Genomic DNA, 16,072 nt, shown 5'->3' with positions numbered 1-16,072 from the left:
CGGTACCTGATCGTCCATGCCGGGGGGGCGCAGCAGGGCAGGGAGACTGGCCGTCTTCGCGCTGCTCGTCGCGGGCCCGTTCGGCTGCGGCGTCGGGAGCGAGGCGCCCGAGCGCGGCGAGCTGCGCATCAATCTCGAGACCGAGCCTCCCTCGCTCGACTGGAGCCTGGCCACGGACGGGGTCTCGATCATCGCGATCGGGCAGCTGATGCGCGGCCTCACGCGCCTGGATCGCGAGCTTCGCGCCGAGCCCGACCTGGCCGAGAGCTGGTCGGTCTCGCCCGACGGACGCACCTACCGCTTCGCGCTCCGCCCGGGCGTGGTCTGGAGCGACGGCGTTCCGCTTCGCGCGCAGCACTTCGTCGACAGCTGGCTGCGGCTGCTGGCGCCGGCGACCGCGGCCGAGTACGCGTACTTCCTGTTCCCGCTGAAGAACGCCCGCGCGTACAACGCGGGGACGATCGACGATCCGGCACAGGTGGGGGTGCGGGCGCTCGGCGATGCGACGCTCGAGGTCGAGCTCGAGGCGCCGATCGTCTACTTCCCCGCGCTGTTGAACTTCATGGTGACCTTTCCGCAGCGGCGCGACCTGATCGAGCGCTACGGCGAGCACTGGACCGAGCCGCCGAACCTGGTCTCGCTCGGGCCGTTCGTGCTCGACGAGTGGCGCCACGAGTACCGGCTCGTGCTGCGCGCGAACGAGCGCTACTGGGAGGGACGCCCGCCGCTCGATCGGATCGTCGCCTACATGATCGAGGAGGACAGCACGGCGCTGGTGCTCTGGGAGCAGGGCCTGATCGATCTGGTGAAGCTTCCGCCGCTCGAGATCCGCCGCTACGAGAATCGTCCGGAGTATCTGCGCCAGCCGCTGCTGCGCGGCTACTACTACGGCTTCGACGTGCGCACGCCGCCGTTCGACGACGCTCGCGTCCGACGCGCGTTCGCGCTCGCGATCGACCGCGCGGATTTCCCCGCGCTGCTGCGCGGCGGCGAGCAGCCCTGGCCGTCGTGGATCCCGCCGGCCATGCCGCACGCGAACCCGGCGATCGGCCTCGGCTTCGAGCCCGAGCGCGCCCGCAGTCTGCTTCGCGAGGCGGGCGTCGACCCCGCGGCGCTCGCGCCGGTTCGCATCGTCTTCAACAGCGACCAGACGCACAAGCTCGTCGCGGAGCGGGTCCAGGCGCTCTGGCGCGAGCACCTCGGCGTGCGCGTCGAGCTCGAGAACCGCGAGTGGAAGGTGTTCCTGAAAGAGCTCTCGACCGCCCCGCCGCCGGTCTTCCGGCTGGGCTGGGGCGCGGATTTCCCCGACCCCGACAACTTCATGAATCTGTTCACCTCGTACAGCGAGAACAACCACACCGGATGGGCGAATCCCCGCTACGACGAGCTGGTCGAGCGCGCTGCGCGCGCGACCGATCCTGCGGCTCGGCAGGAGCTCTACGACCGGGCGCAGGTGATCCTCTGCGAGCGGGACGTGCCGATCGTCCCGCTCTTCGTGACCGCGTCGAACCACGCGGTGGCGCGGCGCGTGCGCGGCTTCGTGCCCAGCGCCATGGACCTGTACTTCTTCGACCGGGTTCGGGCCGAGTGATCGGCTTCGTCGCGCGCAGACTGATCGCGGGCGCAGGCGTGCTCTGGGTGGTCGCCACGCTCACGTTCGCGCTGCTTCGCTTCCTGCCGGGCGGCCCGTTCGACAAGGAGAAGACGCTTCCGCCGGAGATCCTGCGCAATCTCGAGCGCCGCTACGCGCTCGACGGCACGGTCGCGGAGCAGTACTTCGACTATCTGGGACGGGTCCTGAAGGGAGATCTCGGCCCGTCGTACAAGTACCCGGGCCGCGACGTGCGCGAGATCCTCTTCGACGCGCTGCCGGTTTCGGTCGAGCTCGGGCTGCTCGCGCTCGCGATCGCGATCGCGGGCGGAATCGCGCTCGGGCTCGCGGCGGGCACGCGCCGAGGCACGGCGCTCGACCGCTCGGTCGCGTGGCTCTCGCTGGTCGGTGTCTCGGCGCCGAGCTTCGTGATCGGAGCCGGACTGATTCTCGTCGTCGGGCTCTGGCTCGACTGGCTGCCGGCCGGCCTTTGGGAAGGGCCGCGACACGCGATCCTTCCCGCGCTCACGCTCGCGGCGCTGCCGCTCGCCTACGTCACGCAGCTCACCCGCGCTCAGGTCGTCGCCGTGATGGGCCAGGACTTCGTGCGCACGGCGCGCGCCAAGGGTGTTCCGGAGTCGCGACTGAGGCGCCTTCACGTGCTCCGCAACGCGCTGCTCGCGGTGTCGACGTACTTCGGCCCGCTGCTCGCGACCCTGCTCACCGGCTCGTTCGTGGTCGAGAAGATCTACGCGATCCCGGGAATGGGCCGCTTCTTCGTCACCGCCGTGACCAACCGCGACTACCCGCTCGTGCTCGGCGTGACCCTGGTCTACGCGGTGCTGGTGGTGCTCGCGAATCTCGCGGTGGACCTGCTCTACGCCTGGCTCGATCCGCGAATCCGCGTCTCCGGGGACGATGGATGAGCGGCGCGCGAATGACGGGTCTTCTCGGCGCGCTGCTGATCGCCGCGCTCGTCGCGCTCTCGCTCGCCGGCGATCGGGTCGCGGGCGTCCGCTTCGACGCGCAGGATGCGGAGCATGCGCTCGAGCCGCCATCGCGCGCGCACTGGCTGGGCACCGATGCGCTCGGCCGCGATCTGCTCGCCCGCGTGAGTGAGGGCGCGCGCGTCTCGCTCCTGGTCGCGATCGGAGCGACGACGCTCGCGCTGCTGATCGGCCTCGGCTACGGCCTGCTCGCCGGCTGGGTCGGGGGGCGCGTCGACGGGTGGCTCATGCGAATCGTCGACGTCGTGTACGCGCTCCCCGACGTGCTCGTGATCGTGCTCCTGATCGAGGTGCTGCAGGGAACGCTCGCGGCGGTTCCCGACATCGCGCGTCGGGTCGCGGCGCTGGTCGTGGCGCTCGGCTTCGTGGGCTGGGTCGGGATCGCCCGGCTGGTGCGCGCGCTGGTTCTGCAGGCTCGCGAGGAGCTCTGGGTAGAGGCCGCGCGCGCGCTCGGGCTGAGAGACCGCAGGATCCTGCTGCGCCACGTGCTGCCCAACGTCGCGGGTCCGATCCTGGTCGCGGCCGCGTTCCAGATCCCGGCGGCGATCCTGGCGGAATCGACGCTCTCGTTCATCGGGCTCGGCATCCAGCCGCCGTTCTCGAGCTGGGGGACGCTGGCGAGCGACGGATTCGAAGCAATGCGCTCCTACCCGCATCTGATTCTGTTTCCCTGTCTCGCGATCCTGCTCGCGCTCGTCGGCTTTCATCTTCTCGGCGAGGCGATGCGCGCGGCGCTCGACCCGCGCAGCCGCAGTTAGCGGGCGAAAGCGATGCTTGCCCAACCGATCTCGCGGGTTAAACTCGGGCCACTTGCCGCAGCCAGAAGGGAGCAGAGCACTTGATCAAGGCGGACGCACTGACCAAGCGCTACGGAGGACTCACCGCGATCCGCGGTGTCTCGTTCGAGATCGCCAAGTCCGAGGTCGTCGGGTTTCTGGGCCCCAACGGCGCTGGAAAGACGACCACGATGCGAATCCTGACCGGCTACCTGCCGCCGAGCGAGGGCCGAGCCGTCGTCGGCGGCTTCGACCTCGCGGTCGAGCCGAATTCCGCGAAGCGCGTGACGGGCTACCTGCCCGAATCGCCGCCGCTCTACCCGGAGATGCGAGTTCGCGACTACGTGCGCTACGTCGCCACGCTCCACGACGTGCCGCGCGCGGAGCGCGCGGAGAAGGTCGAGCGCGCGCTCGGATCCTGCGGTCTGGATTCGGTCGCGGATCGGGTGATCCGCACGCTCTCGAAGGGTTACCGTCAGCGCGTCGGACTGGCTCAGGCCATCGTGCACGAGCCGGCGGTGCTGATCCTGGACGAGCCGACCTCCGGCCTCGATCCGATCCAGATCGTGGAGATCCGTGAGCTGATCCGCCGGCTCTCCGCCGAGGAGGGGCGCACGGTGATCCTGTCGACGCACATCCTGGCGGAGGTCGAGGCGATCTGTCAGCGCGTGCTCCTGATCGCCTACGGCCAGCTTCGCGTGGACGCGCGGCTCGACGCGCTTCGCGAGCAGGGATCGCTCGAGCAGGTCTTCATGCGCGAGGTCGAAGCGGCCGCGAGCCGCGACGCCAGGGCGGCCGCGGAAGCCTCGGCCGCCGCCGTCGCCGCGATCGCGGAGGGGCAGCCGTGAGTCACGTTCTGGCCATCGCCGGCCGCGAGCTGCGCTCGATCTTCGCGACGCCCGTCGCCTACGTGCTGATCGCGGTCTACATGCTCTTCGCGGGCTTCGTCTTCTTCGCGAGCCTCGGCATGTTCCTGGTGCAGCTCGAGCAGATCCAGGCGCTCGGCATGACGAACCTGCTCGAGCAGTGGAATCTGCAGGCGATCGTGGTCGCGCAGTCGTTCTCGACCTTCGCGATCTTCCTGGCCTTCGTGGTGCCGCTGCTCGCGATGCGCGCGTTCGCGGAGGAGCGCGCGACGGGCTCGATCGAGCTTCTGCTCACGAGCCCGGTCACGAGCACGCAAATCGTGCTCGGAAAGTTCCTCGCGATCGCCGCGTTGCTCGCGCTGGTCACCGCGCTCACGGCGCTCTACCCGCTGCTGCTCTTCGCCTATGGCGATCCGGAGCTCTGGCAGACGCTCGCGGGGCTGCAGACGCTGCTCCTGTACTCGCTGTCGCTCGCGGCGCTGTGCTGCTTCATCTCCGCGCTCACGCGCAGCCAGATCGTGGCGGGACTGGTCGGCGTCGCGGCCGCGCTGGTGCTGCTGCTGATCCCGTTCGCGGCCGAGAGCTCGCAGAGCGAGACGATGAAGGCGGTGCTGCGCTGGCTCGGCACGAGCACGCACTACGAGGCGGGACTCGCCGGTGACGTGCGCTCCGAGGATCTGGCGTATTTCGGACTCACCATCCTCGCGTCGCTCGCGCTGGCCCGCGCCGCGGTCGACTCGCTGCGCTGGAGGTAGGACCGCGATGGACACGCTGCTCGCGATCCTCGGCACGATTCTCACCGTCTTCGGTCTCTTCGGTCTCTTCGCCGCCGCATCGCCGCCGATCGTCGGCTTCCACCTCGTGCTCGGGCTCGGGCTCCTGCTCACAGCCGCCGTGCGCGGCGCAGGACGGGTCACGGAGCTCTTCGGCTCCTCGACCGCGCGCGGCGGCGCGAACGTGCTGGTGCAGACGGTCCTCCTGCTCGTGATCACCGGCGTGCTCGCCTGGCTGTCGATGCGCCACCCGGTGCACTGGGACTGGACCGAGGCGCAGACGCACTCGCTCGCCCAGGGCACGCTCGACGTGCTGGCGGCGATCCCCGAGGACGGACAGGTCGAGGTCTACGCGTTCTACACGCGCGGTGGCGAGGGGCCGGCGCGTCAGGCGCTGGAGAAGTACGCCTACGCGAGCCCGCGGGTGAAGGTCCGCTATTTCGATCCGAACGAGCGCCCGGATCTCGCGCACAAGTTCGAGATCGCGAGCCGCGAGGGCGTGGTCGTCGTCTGCAACGGGCCCTGCGAGTCCGCCCGAGGAACGGTGAAGGCCGTCGACGTGAGCGAGCAGTCTCTCACCCGCGCCGTGCGCCAGGCGCTCTCGACCCAGAAGAAGATCTACTTCCTGAAAGGGCACGGCGAGGCCGCGCCGAGCGACGACAAGGGCCCGGGCGCCTCGGCCGTGCGCGGCGGGCTCGAGGACGAGAACGTCAGCGTGGCGGAGCTCCTGCTCGCCAGCGAGGACGCGGTGCCCGCCGACGCCGATGCCGTGATCGTGGCCGGCCCCGACCACGCGCTCGCCGACCGCGAGCTCGAGCTGCTCGACCAGTACCTGCAGCGCGGCGGATCGCTTCTCGTGGCGGCCGATCCGACCATGAACACCAACCTCGAGGCGCAGCTCGCGAAGTGGGGCGTCGAGCTCGGCGCCGAGATCGTGGTCGAGCAGCAGGTGCAGCTCTTCGCAGGTCCACAGCTCGGTGTACAGCCGGTGGTGCAGACCTACGGGGCCCACCCGATCACCGAGAAGCTCGCCGGAAATCCGACCGTGTTCCGGCTCGCGCGGCCCGTGCGCAAGGTCGAGGGCTCGGATGCGGCGCTCGTGGAGCTCGCGACGACGAGTTCGGAGAGCTGGGGCGAGAGCGACACCGCGGGCCTGCTGGCGTCGCAGCCGGTCGGCCTCGATCCGGCGAAGGACCGGCCCGGACCGCTGGCGGTCGCGGTCGCCCGCGAGTGGAGCCCGCCTGCGGGAAAGACACGCGGCGGGCGGCTGGTCGTCGTCGGGGATTCCGACTTCATGCGCAATCGCTACGTCACGCAGTTCTACAACGGCGACTTCTTCCTGAACGCCGCGAGCTGGCTCACCGGGTCCGAGGAGTTCGCGACCATCGACCGCAAGCGACCGCGCGTGGCTTCGGTGAACATGACGCTCGAGCAGTTCGCCGACTTCCGCTTCCTGGCGCTCTTCGCGCTGCCCGAGGCGATCCTGCTGCTCGGAGTCGTGAGCTGGTGGCGCCGGCGGACCTGACGTGAGCCTGCGTGGGACGCTCGCCCTGCTCGTCGCCCTGCTCGCGCTCGGCGGCTACGTTTGGTTCTTCGAGATCCGCGGCGCCGAGCGCAAGGCCGAGGCCGAAGCGGCCGCGAAGCTGATCTTCCACGTCGATCCCGCGACCGTGACGTCGCTCGAGCTCGAGACTTCGGACGGATCGAAGGCGCAGCTCGTGCGCGGCGCCGCGGACTCCGCGAGCCCGGGCTGGCGCCTCTCGGCGCCGATCTCCTATCCGGCCGACGCCGACGCGGTGGAGCGCGCGCTGCGCGCGCTCGAGAAGCTCTCGTCGACCGCGACGATCGACGAACGCCCCGCGGATCTCGAGCCGTTCGGTCTGGGCGCGAGCCGGAAGCGCGTGGCGGCTCGGGCTGGCGAAGCCGAGCCGAGGGAGCTGTTCCTGGGCGCGAACACGCCGGTCGGTGGCGGGCGCTACGTCGAGCTCGCAGACGACGGCAAGCGTCTCTTCGTGGTGTCGACGGGATCTCTCGGCGGGCTCACACCCTCGCTCGTCGAGCTGCGCGACAAGCGGCTCCTGCGCGTCGCGACGAGCCAGGTGCAGGAGCTCGAAGTGCTCTCCGGCCAGACGCGGATCGTGCGCGCGAAGCGAACCGAGGCCGGCTGGGAGCTGCTCGAGCCCGAGAGCGCGCCGGCCGACGCCGAGAAGATCGAGCGCCTGCTCGACGATCTCGCGCTCGCGCGCGCGAGCGGCTTCGAGGACGCGCCGCGCGCGCGCGCCGAGTACGGACTCGAGCGCCCCGAGGTCGAGCTGGTCGCGCGCGCGGGTGACGCGGAGGAGCGGCTCCGGCTCGCGAGCCGTGACGGCGGCCACTGGCTCGAGCGCGCCGGCGATCCGGTGATCCTCGCGGTGAACGAGCGCGTGAGCTCGGCCATCCCGCGAGCATTCTTCGCCTACCGCCAGAAGCGCGTGCTGACGCTCGACGTGGAGCAGGTGCACGCGCTCGAGATCGAGTTTCCGCGCGAGGCGCAGACGAAGCGGCTGGTTCGCGAGGGCGAGGTCTGGAGGCTCGAGCCGAAGGGGCCCGAGCCAAAGCCGCTCGAGGTCGAAGATCTGCTCTACGCGCTGGCCGCGCTCGACGCGACCGCGCTCGAGAACGCGAGCGCCGAGCGCAAGGCGATCGGTCTCGATCCGGCGCTCGCGGTGATCCGGGCTCGGGACGCGAGCGGCGGGCTGCTCGGCGAGCTCTCGCTCGGCGATCCGCACCCGGAGCTCGGTCTGTCCGCGCTCTCGTCTCAGGGTCCGCTGGTCTGGCGGGTGAGCAACGATCTCGGGCGCGAGGTTCCGCTCTCGCCCGAGGCGTTCGCGAATCTGCTGCTGCAGTCGGCGCCCGAAGCTGCGCCGAGCCAGGCACAGCCCGTCGAGCCTGGCGCGCCCGCTAGCCCCTGAGCACCTCGAGCATCGCCTCGTGCACGGCGCCGTTGCTCGCGACGACGCGCGCGCCCGATGCGGGCGCAGACGCGCCGTCGATGTCGCTGGTGCGCCCGCCTGCCTCTTCGACCAGGAGCAGTCCGGCGGCGACGTCCCAGGGCGAGAGGTTCAGCTCCCAGTAGCCCTCGAAGCGCCCGCACGCGACGTAGGCGAGGTCGAGCGCCGCGGAGCCCGCGCGGCGGATCGCCTGCGCGCGCGTCATGAAGCGCCCGAAGTAGTCGAGGTTCGGCGTGCGCCGGGTGTGCACGTCGTACGCGAAGCCGGTCGCGAGCAGCGCGCGCCGCAGCTCCGCGATCTTCGAGACCCGGATCGGCGCGGCGTTCAGGCTCGCGCCACGGCCGCGCTGCGCGGTGAAGGTCTCGTCGCGCATCGGGTCGTGCACCACCGCGATCTCGCGCCGGCCATCGACTTCGATTCCGATCGAGATCGAGAAGTGCGGAAAGGCGTGCGCGTAGTTCGTGGTTCCGTCGAGCGGGTCGACGATCCAGCGCACGCCGCTCGAGCCGGCGTGCGCAGTGTTCTCCTCGGTGAGCAGGCCGTCGTTCGACCGCGACGCGAGGATGCGCCCGCGGAGCAGCGCATCGAGCGCGTGGTCGACGTCGGTGACCAGGTCGATCTCGCTCGACTTCGTGGCGATCGTGCGGGGCTCGTGGAAGCGATCGCGCGCGATCCTGCCGGCCTCGCGCGCGATCGAGGTCGCAAGCGTGAGCAGCTCGCTCACGCGGCGTCCTCGATGCGGAAGCGCGTGCGTGCGCGCTCGTCGGTGGCGGCCGCGATCTCGGCCCGGCTCCTGCCGTGAAGCTCGGCCAGGCAGTCCACCACGTGACCGACCCAGGCCGGCTCGTTGCGCTTGCCGCGGTGCGGAACCGGCGCGAGCAGCGGGGCGTCGGTCTCGACGAGCAGGCGCGAGAGGGGAAGGGACTTCGCGACGTCGCGCAGCTCGTTCGAGTTCTTGAAGGTGAGGATTCCGGAGAACGAGATGTCGAAATCCCGCGCGAGACACTCGCGAGCGAACGGCTCGTCGCCGGTGAAGCAGTGGATCACGCCGCCGACTCGCTCCGCGCCCTCCTCGTCGAAGATCGCGAGGATCTCGTCGAGCGCGTCGCGCGACCCGCGGCCATTGCGGACGTGGATCACGAGCGGGCGGTCGACCGCGCACGCGAGTCGGATCTGCGCGCGAAGCGCCTCGACCTGCGCGTCGCGGGGCGAGTGCTCGTACCAGTAGTCGAGTCCGCACTCGCCGACCGCGACCACCTTCGAGTGGGCGAGCCAGCCGTGGAGCGCGGTCTCGGCGATCGGGCTCCACTGCGCGGCGTCGTGCGGGTGCACGCCGACGCTGGCCCAGATGCCCGCGTTCTCGTCGGCGAGCATGACCGCGCCGGCATTCGCGGCGATTCCGTAGCCCGCGCCGACCGCGAGGATTCCGCGCACGTCCGCGGCCATCGCGCGCGCGATCAGATCCGGCGCCTCGGCGAGCAGCTCCGGCGCGCCCACGTGCGCGTGGCTGTCGAAGATCCTCACGCGGCCTCGATGCGCGGGAAGAGCGCCTCGGTCTTCCGCGTCTGCGTGCCGGGCGCGAGCCGGCCCCAGCGCAGCTGCTCCGCGAGCGGAGCGGAGGCGGCTTCCGCACCGAGCGCGCCCAGGATCTTCGCGCTCGTCTGCGGCAGGAACGGCGCGAGCAGCACGCCGATCACGCGGATGCACTCGAAGAGCTCGTACATCACGATTGCGAGCTCGGGCTTGCGAGCGGGATCCTTGGCGAGCACCCAGGGCGCGGAGCTGTCGACGTACTTGTTCGCGGCGCCCACCAGCTCCCAGAGGGACGCGAGCGCGCGTTGGGTGGAGAACGCGCGCAGGTGTCGATCGACGTCGGAGGCGACCTGCGCGGCCTTCGCGCGCAGCTCGCTCTCGCCTCGGCCGTCGGGAACCCGGCCGTCGAAATACTTCCCCAGCATGCCGAGCGAGCGCGAGACCAGGTTGCCCAGGTCGTTGGCGAGGTCCGCATTGATCCGCGCGACCAGAGCCTCCTCGGTGAACTCCGCGTCGAGGCCGAACGACATCTCGCGCAGCATGAAGTAGCGCAGGGTCTCGAAGCCGTACACGTCCTTCAGCCCCAGCGCGTCGACCAGGTTCGTCGCGCTCTTCGAGATTTTCTGGCCGCCGAGCGTCCAGTAGCCGTGCACGCGCAGGGCTCGGTAGAGCGGAATGCCTGCGGCGTGCAGCATGATCGGCCAGAGCACGCCGTGGAACTTCAGGATCTCCTTCGCGATCAGGTGTTGCGCGCCCGCCCAGCGCTCGGTCCAGGCCGGGTCGTCGGGGTAGCCGATCGCGGTGAGATACGTGATCAGCGCGTCGGCCCAGACGTAGGCGACGAATCCCTCGTCGAAGGGCAGGGGAATGCCCCAGTCGAGTCGCTCGCGCGGGCGCGAGATGCACAGATCTCCCAGGCCCGGATCGCGCAGCATCGCCAACACCTCGTTGCGATAGCGTTCCGGCTCGATCAGCGACGGGTTGCGCTCGAGCTCGGCGACCAGCCAGGTGTGGTAGCGCGAGGAGCGGAAGAAGTAGTTCGTCTCGCGCCGGCTCTCGATGTTGCGGCTCGGGTGGCTGGGGCAGCGGCCGCCGGAAAGGTCGCGCTCGGTCTTGAACTCCTCGCAGCCGACGCAGTACATGCCCTCGTACTCGCGGAGCTCGATCTCGCCGCGCTCGTGCAGGGTCTGCCAGAAGTGGCGCACCGCGCGCACGTGCTCGGGATCGGTGGTGCGAACGAAACGCCGCGGCTCGAGACCGAGCGCGCTCCACTGCTCGCGAAAGCGCGCCGCCATGCGATCGACGAAAGCCTGCGGAGCGATGCCCTCGGCGGCCGCGGCCTCGGCCAGCTTCTCACCGTGCTCGTCGGTCCCGGTGATGAAGTACGCGTCGTCTCCAAGCAGCCGGTGGTAGCGGATCAGCGTGTCGGCGTACGTCGTGGTGTAGGCGGTTCCCAAGTGCGGCGCCGCGTTCGGATAGTAGATCGGCGTGGTGACGTAGAAGGGCGTCGGCATCGGGGCCAAGCTTAGCGACTAGGCGCTCGCGCGCAGGTCGAGCAGCAGCCCCTCGACCACCAGCTGGGGATTCAGGTTCCGGCGCACGAGCTCGCTTCGCGCGCGCGACGCGGCCTCGAAGACGCGCATCCAGCGCTCGAGGCCGCTCGCGTCTCCCGACGCGGCCGCGCTCGCGGCGCGATCGCGCGCGAACGCCGCCTCGACCTCCAGGAAGAGCTGCGCGTGTTCGCGGCCGGCTTCACCGGGGCGCCGGAAGCCCTCGGCGAAGTCGAGGATCTCGGTCGCGCCGACTCCGGCGATTCCGGCCAGGAACTCGTGCATCTCGCGCGCGGCCTCGAGCGACGCGTCGGCCCAGGCGCGCGCCGCGAGCGGGCTCGCGCCGCCGAGGGCGCTGGCGAGCGCGGCGTCCCGCGCGGGAACTCCGTCCGCCTCGAGCGCCGCGCGCACGGCCGGCTCCGGGAAGGGCGGAAAGCGGACGCGGAGCGTCCGAGAGCGCAGCGTTCGCGGCAGCGCCTGCGCGCGCGGCGTGACCAGGATCAGGACCGCTCCCGGCGGCGGCTCCTCGAGCGTCTTCAGCAGGGCATTGGCGGACTCGGCGCGCAGCCGATCGGCCTCGGGGATCAGAGCGACCCTGCGCCCGCGCTCGTTCGCCACCAGCGACAGCGCCGCCCGAAGATCTCGCACCGCATCGACCTTGATCCGCGCGCCGTCCGCCAGCACCCAGTGCAGATCCGGGTGGCTCGGGCGCGCGTCGTTCGTCTCGCCTCGAAGCTCGAGCAGATGGCAATCGTGACAGGCGCCACACGGCTCGAGCGCGCCGTCGCCGACCTGCTTGCACAGGAGGAGCCTCGCGAACCAGACGGCGGTGTCTCGCTTCCCGGTGCCCGGCGGACCTTCGAACAGGTAGGCACCGTGCACCTGACCTGCGAGTCTCGCGCGCGCGAGCTCGGTCCGGATGCGATTCACGTCGGTGGCGGTCATAAGCGATCCGCAGGATAGCGCTCGATCCGCGTGAGATCTCAAGCGATGCGGGGTTCGATCCGATCTGCGGTAACGGGAGCTCCGGACGGAGCAGGAGTAGGCGCCAGATGGCATTCAAGGACTTCGGCAAGGGCAAGGAAGGGGGCGCCATGGCTCCCGCGGGTGGCGGCGTTGGCGCTCTCACGGCGTTCATCGACCAGGGCTCCGAGTTCTCCGGCAAGCTCAGCTTCAAGGACACGGTCCGCATCGACGGCCGATTCGAGGGCGAGATCTCGAGCGAGAACACGCTGATCGTCGGCGAGACCGGCTCGATCACGGCGAGCATCCGCTCGAAGATGATCGTGATCTCGGGCGAGGTTCACGGCGAGATCACGGCCAGCGGTCAGGTCGTCCTGCACAAGACGGCGCGCGTCGAGGGCAACATTCACACCGAGCGGCTGGTGGTCGAGGACGGCGCGGTCTTCACGGGGCGGGTCGAGATGAACGCGAAGCCTGCCCGGCCGAACACGTCGACGCCGGCGGCGAAGGATCAGGCAAAGGGCTAGTCCGCCCGCTACGAGACCAGCACCGAGGTCACGCCGGGCACGCGCGCGCGAAGCGCGGGCTCGAGCACCAGCCTGCGCGTCATCTCTCGCGCGGGGCAGCGGGCGCAGGCGCCTTGGAACTCGAGCCGAACGGTGCCGTCCTCGGTCACGCCGATCAGCTCGGCGTTCCCTCCGTCGGCGACCAGCCCCGGGCGGAGGACGTCGAGCGCTCGACGCACGTGCTCCGGCTTCGCGATTCGCGACGCCAGCGCGTTGATCTCCCCGGGGCCATCTCGTAGGCTTGGCGCCATGCGCGTCCGCGTGCTCCTGTTCGCAGCCCTGCGTGAAGCCGTCGGCCAGAAGCAGCTCGAGCTTGAGCTTCCCGCCGATGCGACGCTGGCCGAGCTGATCGCGCGACTCGAGCGCGAGCACGAGTTGCTCGTGCGCTACCGCGGCCGCCTGCTCGTGAGCCTGAACGAGGAGCGCGCAGCGCTCGAAACCCAGCTCGGCGATGGCGACGAGGTCGCGCTGCTGCCGCCGGTCTCGGGCGGATCGGACCGCTCCTGGATCGACACGCGTCCGCTCTCGATGGACGCGCTTCTCGCCGAGGTGACCGGCCCCGAGATGGGCGGCGTGGTCACATTCACCGGCATCGTGCGAAACGAGGCGCGCGGCGCCGAGATCGATCACCTCGAATACGAGGCCTATGCACCGATGGCCGAGCGCGAGCTGCGCAACATCCGCGACGAGGCGGCCGCGCGCTGGCCGCAGGCGCGCCTCGCCATCGCGCACCGGGTCGGGCGGCTCGCGATCGGCGAGGCCGCGGTGATGATCGCCGCCGCCGCACCGCACCGCCCGGAAGCCTTCGAGGCATGCCGCTTCGCGATCGACCGGCTGAAGCAGACGGTGCCGATCTGGAAGAAGGAGTTCGCGACCAGCGGCGCGTACTGGGTCGAGGAGAATCCGTGACCTCGGACGCGCCGTCGCAGCACCGCGCCTACGCGCCGAAGTCGATCCGCTGCGCGGTGCTCACGGTGAGCGACAGCCGCACCGTCGCCGACGACAAGTCCGGCAAGCTGATCTCCGAGCTGCTTCTCGCGGCCGCCCACGCGACGGTCGCGCACGAGATCGTGCCGGACGAGGCGGACGCGATCCGGCTCGCGGTGCTGCGCGCGCTTGCGCGCTCCGAAGTCGATGCGGTGATCGCGACCGGCGGGACGGGTGTCTCGCCTCGCGACGTCACCCCGGACGCGCTCGAGCCGCTGTTCGAGAAGCGGCTGGCCGGCTTCGGAGAGCTGTTCCGGGCCCTCTCGTTCGAGGAGATCGGCGCCGCGGCGGTGCTGTCGCGTGCGACCGCGGGCACCGTCGCGGGGAAGGTCGTCTACGTCATGCCGGGCTCCTCCGGCGCCGTCCGGCTCGGCATGCAGAAGCTGATCCTGCCCGAGCTCGCGCACGTCGTCGGCCAGCTGCGCCGCGCGGATGCGCCGCCTTCAGGGGCTCGCTAGCGGAGCCGAAAACCCAGCGGTGGCTGCGTTCGCACGCCGGCACCTGCCAATCGCGCTGATCCTGCTCGTCGTCGCGGCCGTTCTGCTGCCGAACGAGGTTGCGATCTGGGTCGATCGCGAGGGCCAGACCTGGCTCAGCAATCGCGAGCAGCCCGCCCCCGGGGCGGAGCGCGTCTCCCCGGAGGACCTCGCGATCCGCTGGAACGGCCGCCGCACCGGTGAGCCGCTGCCGCTCGGAACGCGCTCGAGCGACGAGGACGATCGCTATCTCTCGGCGGTGCTCGCCGCGCGTGGCGACATCGAGCGCGGGGACCTGCAGACGGGCCTGCGCGCACTGCGCCGGCTGCTTCGCGAGCAGCCGACGCGGCCCGAGGCCGCGCTTCTGCTCGCGCAGGTGGAACGTCACCGCGGCCGGCTCGAGCCCGCGCGCGAGGCGCTCGATGCCGTGCTCTCCACGGCGAGCCGGGTGCCCGATCGCTGGCGCGAGGCGGCCACGCGCGAGCGGTCGGAGATCGACCAGGAGCTCGCTCTGGCGACGTCGCGCGACGGCCAGACCTGGGAGACGCACTCCTTCGAGTCGAGGCACTTCCTGGTCAGGTTCGATCACCAGTTCGCGGGCCGCGCCTACGGAGAGCAGGTCGTCGACGTGCTCGAGCAGGCGCGCGAGGCGATGCGAGCGAAGCTCGGTCGTACGCTCTCGCGGCCGCTCGAGGTGCGCCTCTACACGCGCGCGCACTACCTCGACGCGTATCAGCACCGCTTCGGCTTCGCGACGGTCGGCTTCTACGACGGCGCGATCCACGTGGTCTCCGCCAAGCGCCCGCGCAACGAGCTCTACGCGCTGGTCGTGCACGAGTACGTCCACGCGCTCTTCAAGGAGGCGACCGGCTCGCATCAGCCGTTCTTCCTGAACGAGGGAATCGCCGACCGCGCCGAGGAGGCCGCGCGCGGGCGCAAGCAGCTCTCGCGCGAGGAATGGCGGCGGCTGGTCGACGCGCTTCGCGGCGGCGAGTGGATTCCGCTCGAATCGCTGGTGCAGGGCTTCTCGGGCCTTGCGGGCGCGCGGGCGCTGCTCGCGTACCTCGAGTCTCGCGCGGCGGTCGAGCTGATCGAAGCCCGGCGGCCCGAGGCGATCGCCGCCTTTCTCGAGGCCTGCGCTGGGGGTGCCGCCTGGCAGAGTGCGCTGAGATCCGCGACCGGCTGGGACACGCGCGAGCTCGAGCAGGCGCTTCAGTCCGAGGTGCGCTCGCGCTTCTCGGACGATCCGCTCGCCTCGGCTGGCGATCCCCGCCTATGATGCCGGCCCGGAGGTGCGTCTCATGGATCCGACCCTGGCTATCGCGCTGCTCTGGCTCGCCTTCACGGCCACGCACGTCGGGCTGTCGAGCCTGAGCTTGCGACCGCGGCTGGTGGCCGCGCTCGGACAGGTCGGATTCCTGGGCCTCTACTCCGTCGTCGCGCTCGCGATCTTCGTGCCGCTGATCCGCCTCTACTTCCAGAACGTCCACGCGGGCGCGCAGCTCTGGACGCTGCCGCGCGGGCCGTTGCTCAGCTGGACCGTCTACCTCGGCATGGGGCTCGCCTTCGTGCTGCTCGTGTCGAGCCTGATGCGTCCGAGCCCCGGCGGCGTGGTCCCGGGCGAGACGACACCGCACGGTGTCTATCGGATCACGCGCCACCCGATGGTGATGGCGTTCGTCGTCTACGCGCTCTTCCACCTGCTGCCGAACGGGTCGAGCGCGGACCTGGCGTTCTTCGGCGGCTTTGCCGTCTTCGCGCTGATCGGCGCCGCGCACCAGGATCAGCGCAAGCTCGTGGTGGGCCCGCCGGGCTACCGCGACTTCTACGAGCGGACGCCGTTCCTGCCCTTCACCGGGCGCGAGACTCTCGCAGGGCTCCGCGAGCTCTCGCCGATCGCCGTCGCGGTCGGGATCGCGCTGACTGTGACGATCCGCTGGTTCCACGCGGGCTGGTTCGGCGGCAATCCCTGACCCGAGCGTCCGGGGTCGGCC

At 70.8% G+C, this 16,072-nt stretch carries 17 protein-coding genes; 12 read left to right on the top strand and 5 right to left on the bottom strand.

The window, feature by feature from the left end; translation table 11 throughout:
* Window positions 1–16: 16 nt before the first annotated feature.
* From FJ108_00475 to FJ108_00445, 7 genes are all read left to right on the top strand, one after another.
* Window positions 17–1,591: a peptide ABC transporter substrate-binding protein gene (locus tag FJ108_00475; protein ID MBM4334372.1), complete on the top strand. Its 1,575-nt coding sequence runs from the start codon at window positions 17–19 to the stop codon at window positions 1,589–1,591.
* Window positions 1,588–2,517, top strand: a complete 930-nt coding sequence (locus FJ108_00470) for an ABC transporter permease (protein ID MBM4334371.1) — start codon at window positions 1,588–1,590, stop codon at window positions 2,515–2,517. Before FJ108_00475 ends, FJ108_00470 begins: the two co-directional genes overlap by 4 nt.
* Window positions 2,514–3,356, top strand: a complete 843-nt coding sequence (locus tag FJ108_00465) for an ABC transporter permease (GenBank protein MBM4334370.1) — start codon at window positions 2,514–2,516, stop codon at window positions 3,354–3,356. Before FJ108_00470 ends, FJ108_00465 begins: the two co-directional genes overlap by 4 nt.
* A gap of 80 nt (window positions 3,357–3,436) precedes the next feature.
* Entirely contained in the window at window positions 3,437–4,222 is a 786-nt protein-coding gene (locus FJ108_00460) for an ABC transporter ATP-binding protein (GenBank protein MBM4334369.1), read from the top strand.
* Window positions 4,033–4,995 carry a hypothetical protein gene (locus FJ108_00455; protein ID MBM4334368.1) on the top strand — a complete coding sequence of 321 codons (963 nt, stop codon included), beginning with the start codon at window positions 4,033–4,035 and terminating at the stop codon, window positions 4,993–4,995. The genes FJ108_00460 and FJ108_00455 overlap by 190 nt, the downstream gene beginning before the upstream one ends.
* A 7-nt stretch (window positions 4,996–5,002) precedes the next feature.
* On the top strand, window positions 5,003–6,538 hold the full coding sequence (locus tag FJ108_00450; GenBank protein ID MBM4334367.1) for a hypothetical protein: 1,536 nt from the start codon (window positions 5,003–5,005) through the stop codon (window positions 6,536–6,538).
* Between the two features lies 1 nt (window position 6,539).
* Window positions 6,540–7,964 carry a DUF4340 domain-containing protein gene (locus tag FJ108_00445; protein MBM4334366.1) on the top strand — a complete coding sequence of 475 codons (1,425 nt, stop codon included), beginning with the start codon at window positions 6,540–6,542 and terminating at the stop codon, window positions 7,962–7,964.
* On the opposite strand, the gene FJ108_00440 is transcribed toward FJ108_00445, so the two are convergent.
* Genes FJ108_00440 through FJ108_00425 form a run of 4 tightly spaced genes read right to left on the bottom strand, consistent with a single transcriptional unit; the run spans window position 7,954 to window position 12,145 of the window.
* The gene (locus FJ108_00440) at window positions 7,954–8,727 is read right to left on the bottom strand and encodes an inositol monophosphatase (protein ID MBM4334365.1); all 774 of its coding nucleotides are present in this window, start codon (window positions 8,725–8,727) and stop codon (window positions 7,954–7,956) included. The two genes, FJ108_00445 and FJ108_00440, sit on opposite strands and share 11 nt — an antisense overlap.
* Entirely contained in the window at window positions 8,724–9,710 is a 987-nt protein-coding gene (locus FJ108_00435; GenBank protein ID MBM4334364.1) for a TatD family deoxyribonuclease, read from the bottom strand. The genes FJ108_00440 and FJ108_00435 overlap by 4 nt, the downstream gene beginning before the upstream one ends.
* Window positions 9,524–11,050 carry a methionine--tRNA ligase gene (gene metG, locus FJ108_00430; protein MBM4334363.1) on the bottom strand — a complete coding sequence of 509 codons (1,527 nt, stop codon included), beginning with the start codon at window positions 11,048–11,050 and terminating at the stop codon, window positions 9,524–9,526. The genes FJ108_00435 and metG overlap by 187 nt, the downstream gene beginning before the upstream one ends.
* Before the next feature lie 18 nt (window positions 11,051–11,068).
* Window positions 11,069–12,145, bottom strand: coding sequence for a DNA polymerase III subunit (locus FJ108_00425; protein ID MBM4334362.1), 1,077 nt, complete (start codon window positions 12,143–12,145; stop codon window positions 11,069–11,071).
* Between FJ108_00425 and FJ108_00420 the strand changes: the two genes are divergently transcribed.
* Entirely contained in the window at window positions 12,139–12,576 is a 438-nt protein-coding gene (locus FJ108_00420) for a polymer-forming cytoskeletal protein (protein ID MBM4334361.1), read from the top strand. The genes FJ108_00425 and FJ108_00420 overlap by 7 nt on opposite strands.
* A gap of 8 nt (window positions 12,577–12,584) precedes the next feature.
* On the opposite strand, the gene FJ108_00415 is transcribed toward FJ108_00420, so the two are convergent.
* A complete protein-coding gene (locus tag FJ108_00415) occupies window positions 12,585–12,866 on the bottom strand; it encodes a NifU family protein (protein ID MBM4334360.1) in 282 nt (93 codons plus the stop codon).
* Here FJ108_00415 and FJ108_00410 point away from each other — a divergent pair.
* From FJ108_00410 to FJ108_00395, 4 genes are read left to right on the top strand one after another with little or no spacing between them, the layout of a single operon-like run.
* Window positions 12,865–13,524: a molybdenum cofactor biosynthesis protein MoaE gene (locus tag FJ108_00410; protein MBM4334359.1), complete on the top strand. Its 660-nt coding sequence runs from the start codon at window positions 12,865–12,867 to the stop codon at window positions 13,522–13,524. The genes FJ108_00415 and FJ108_00410 overlap by 2 nt on opposite strands.
* The gene (locus FJ108_00405) at window positions 13,428–14,060 is read left to right on the top strand and encodes a molybdenum cofactor biosynthesis protein MoaB (GenBank protein ID MBM4334358.1); all 633 of its coding nucleotides are present in this window, start codon (window positions 13,428–13,430) and stop codon (window positions 14,058–14,060) included. The genes FJ108_00410 and FJ108_00405 overlap by 97 nt, the downstream gene beginning before the upstream one ends.
* Window positions 14,035–15,357 carry a tetratricopeptide repeat protein gene (locus FJ108_00400; protein ID MBM4334357.1) on the top strand — a complete coding sequence of 441 codons (1,323 nt, stop codon included), beginning with the start codon at window positions 14,035–14,037 and terminating at the stop codon, window positions 15,355–15,357. The genes FJ108_00405 and FJ108_00400 overlap by 26 nt, the downstream gene beginning before the upstream one ends.
* A gap of 22 nt (window positions 15,358–15,379) precedes the next feature.
* Window positions 15,380–16,051: a hypothetical protein gene (locus FJ108_00395; GenBank protein MBM4334356.1), complete on the top strand. Its 672-nt coding sequence runs from the start codon at window positions 15,380–15,382 to the stop codon at window positions 16,049–16,051.
* The last annotated feature ends 21 nt before the right edge of the window (window positions 16,052–16,072 follow it).

The sequence above is a fragment of the Deltaproteobacteria bacterium genome (genome assembly GCA_016875225.1).
Lineage (GTDB): Bacteria > Myxococcota_A > UBA9160 > SZUA-336 > SZUA-336 > VGRW01.
This window is presented reverse-complemented; position numbering and strand designations above follow the sequence as displayed.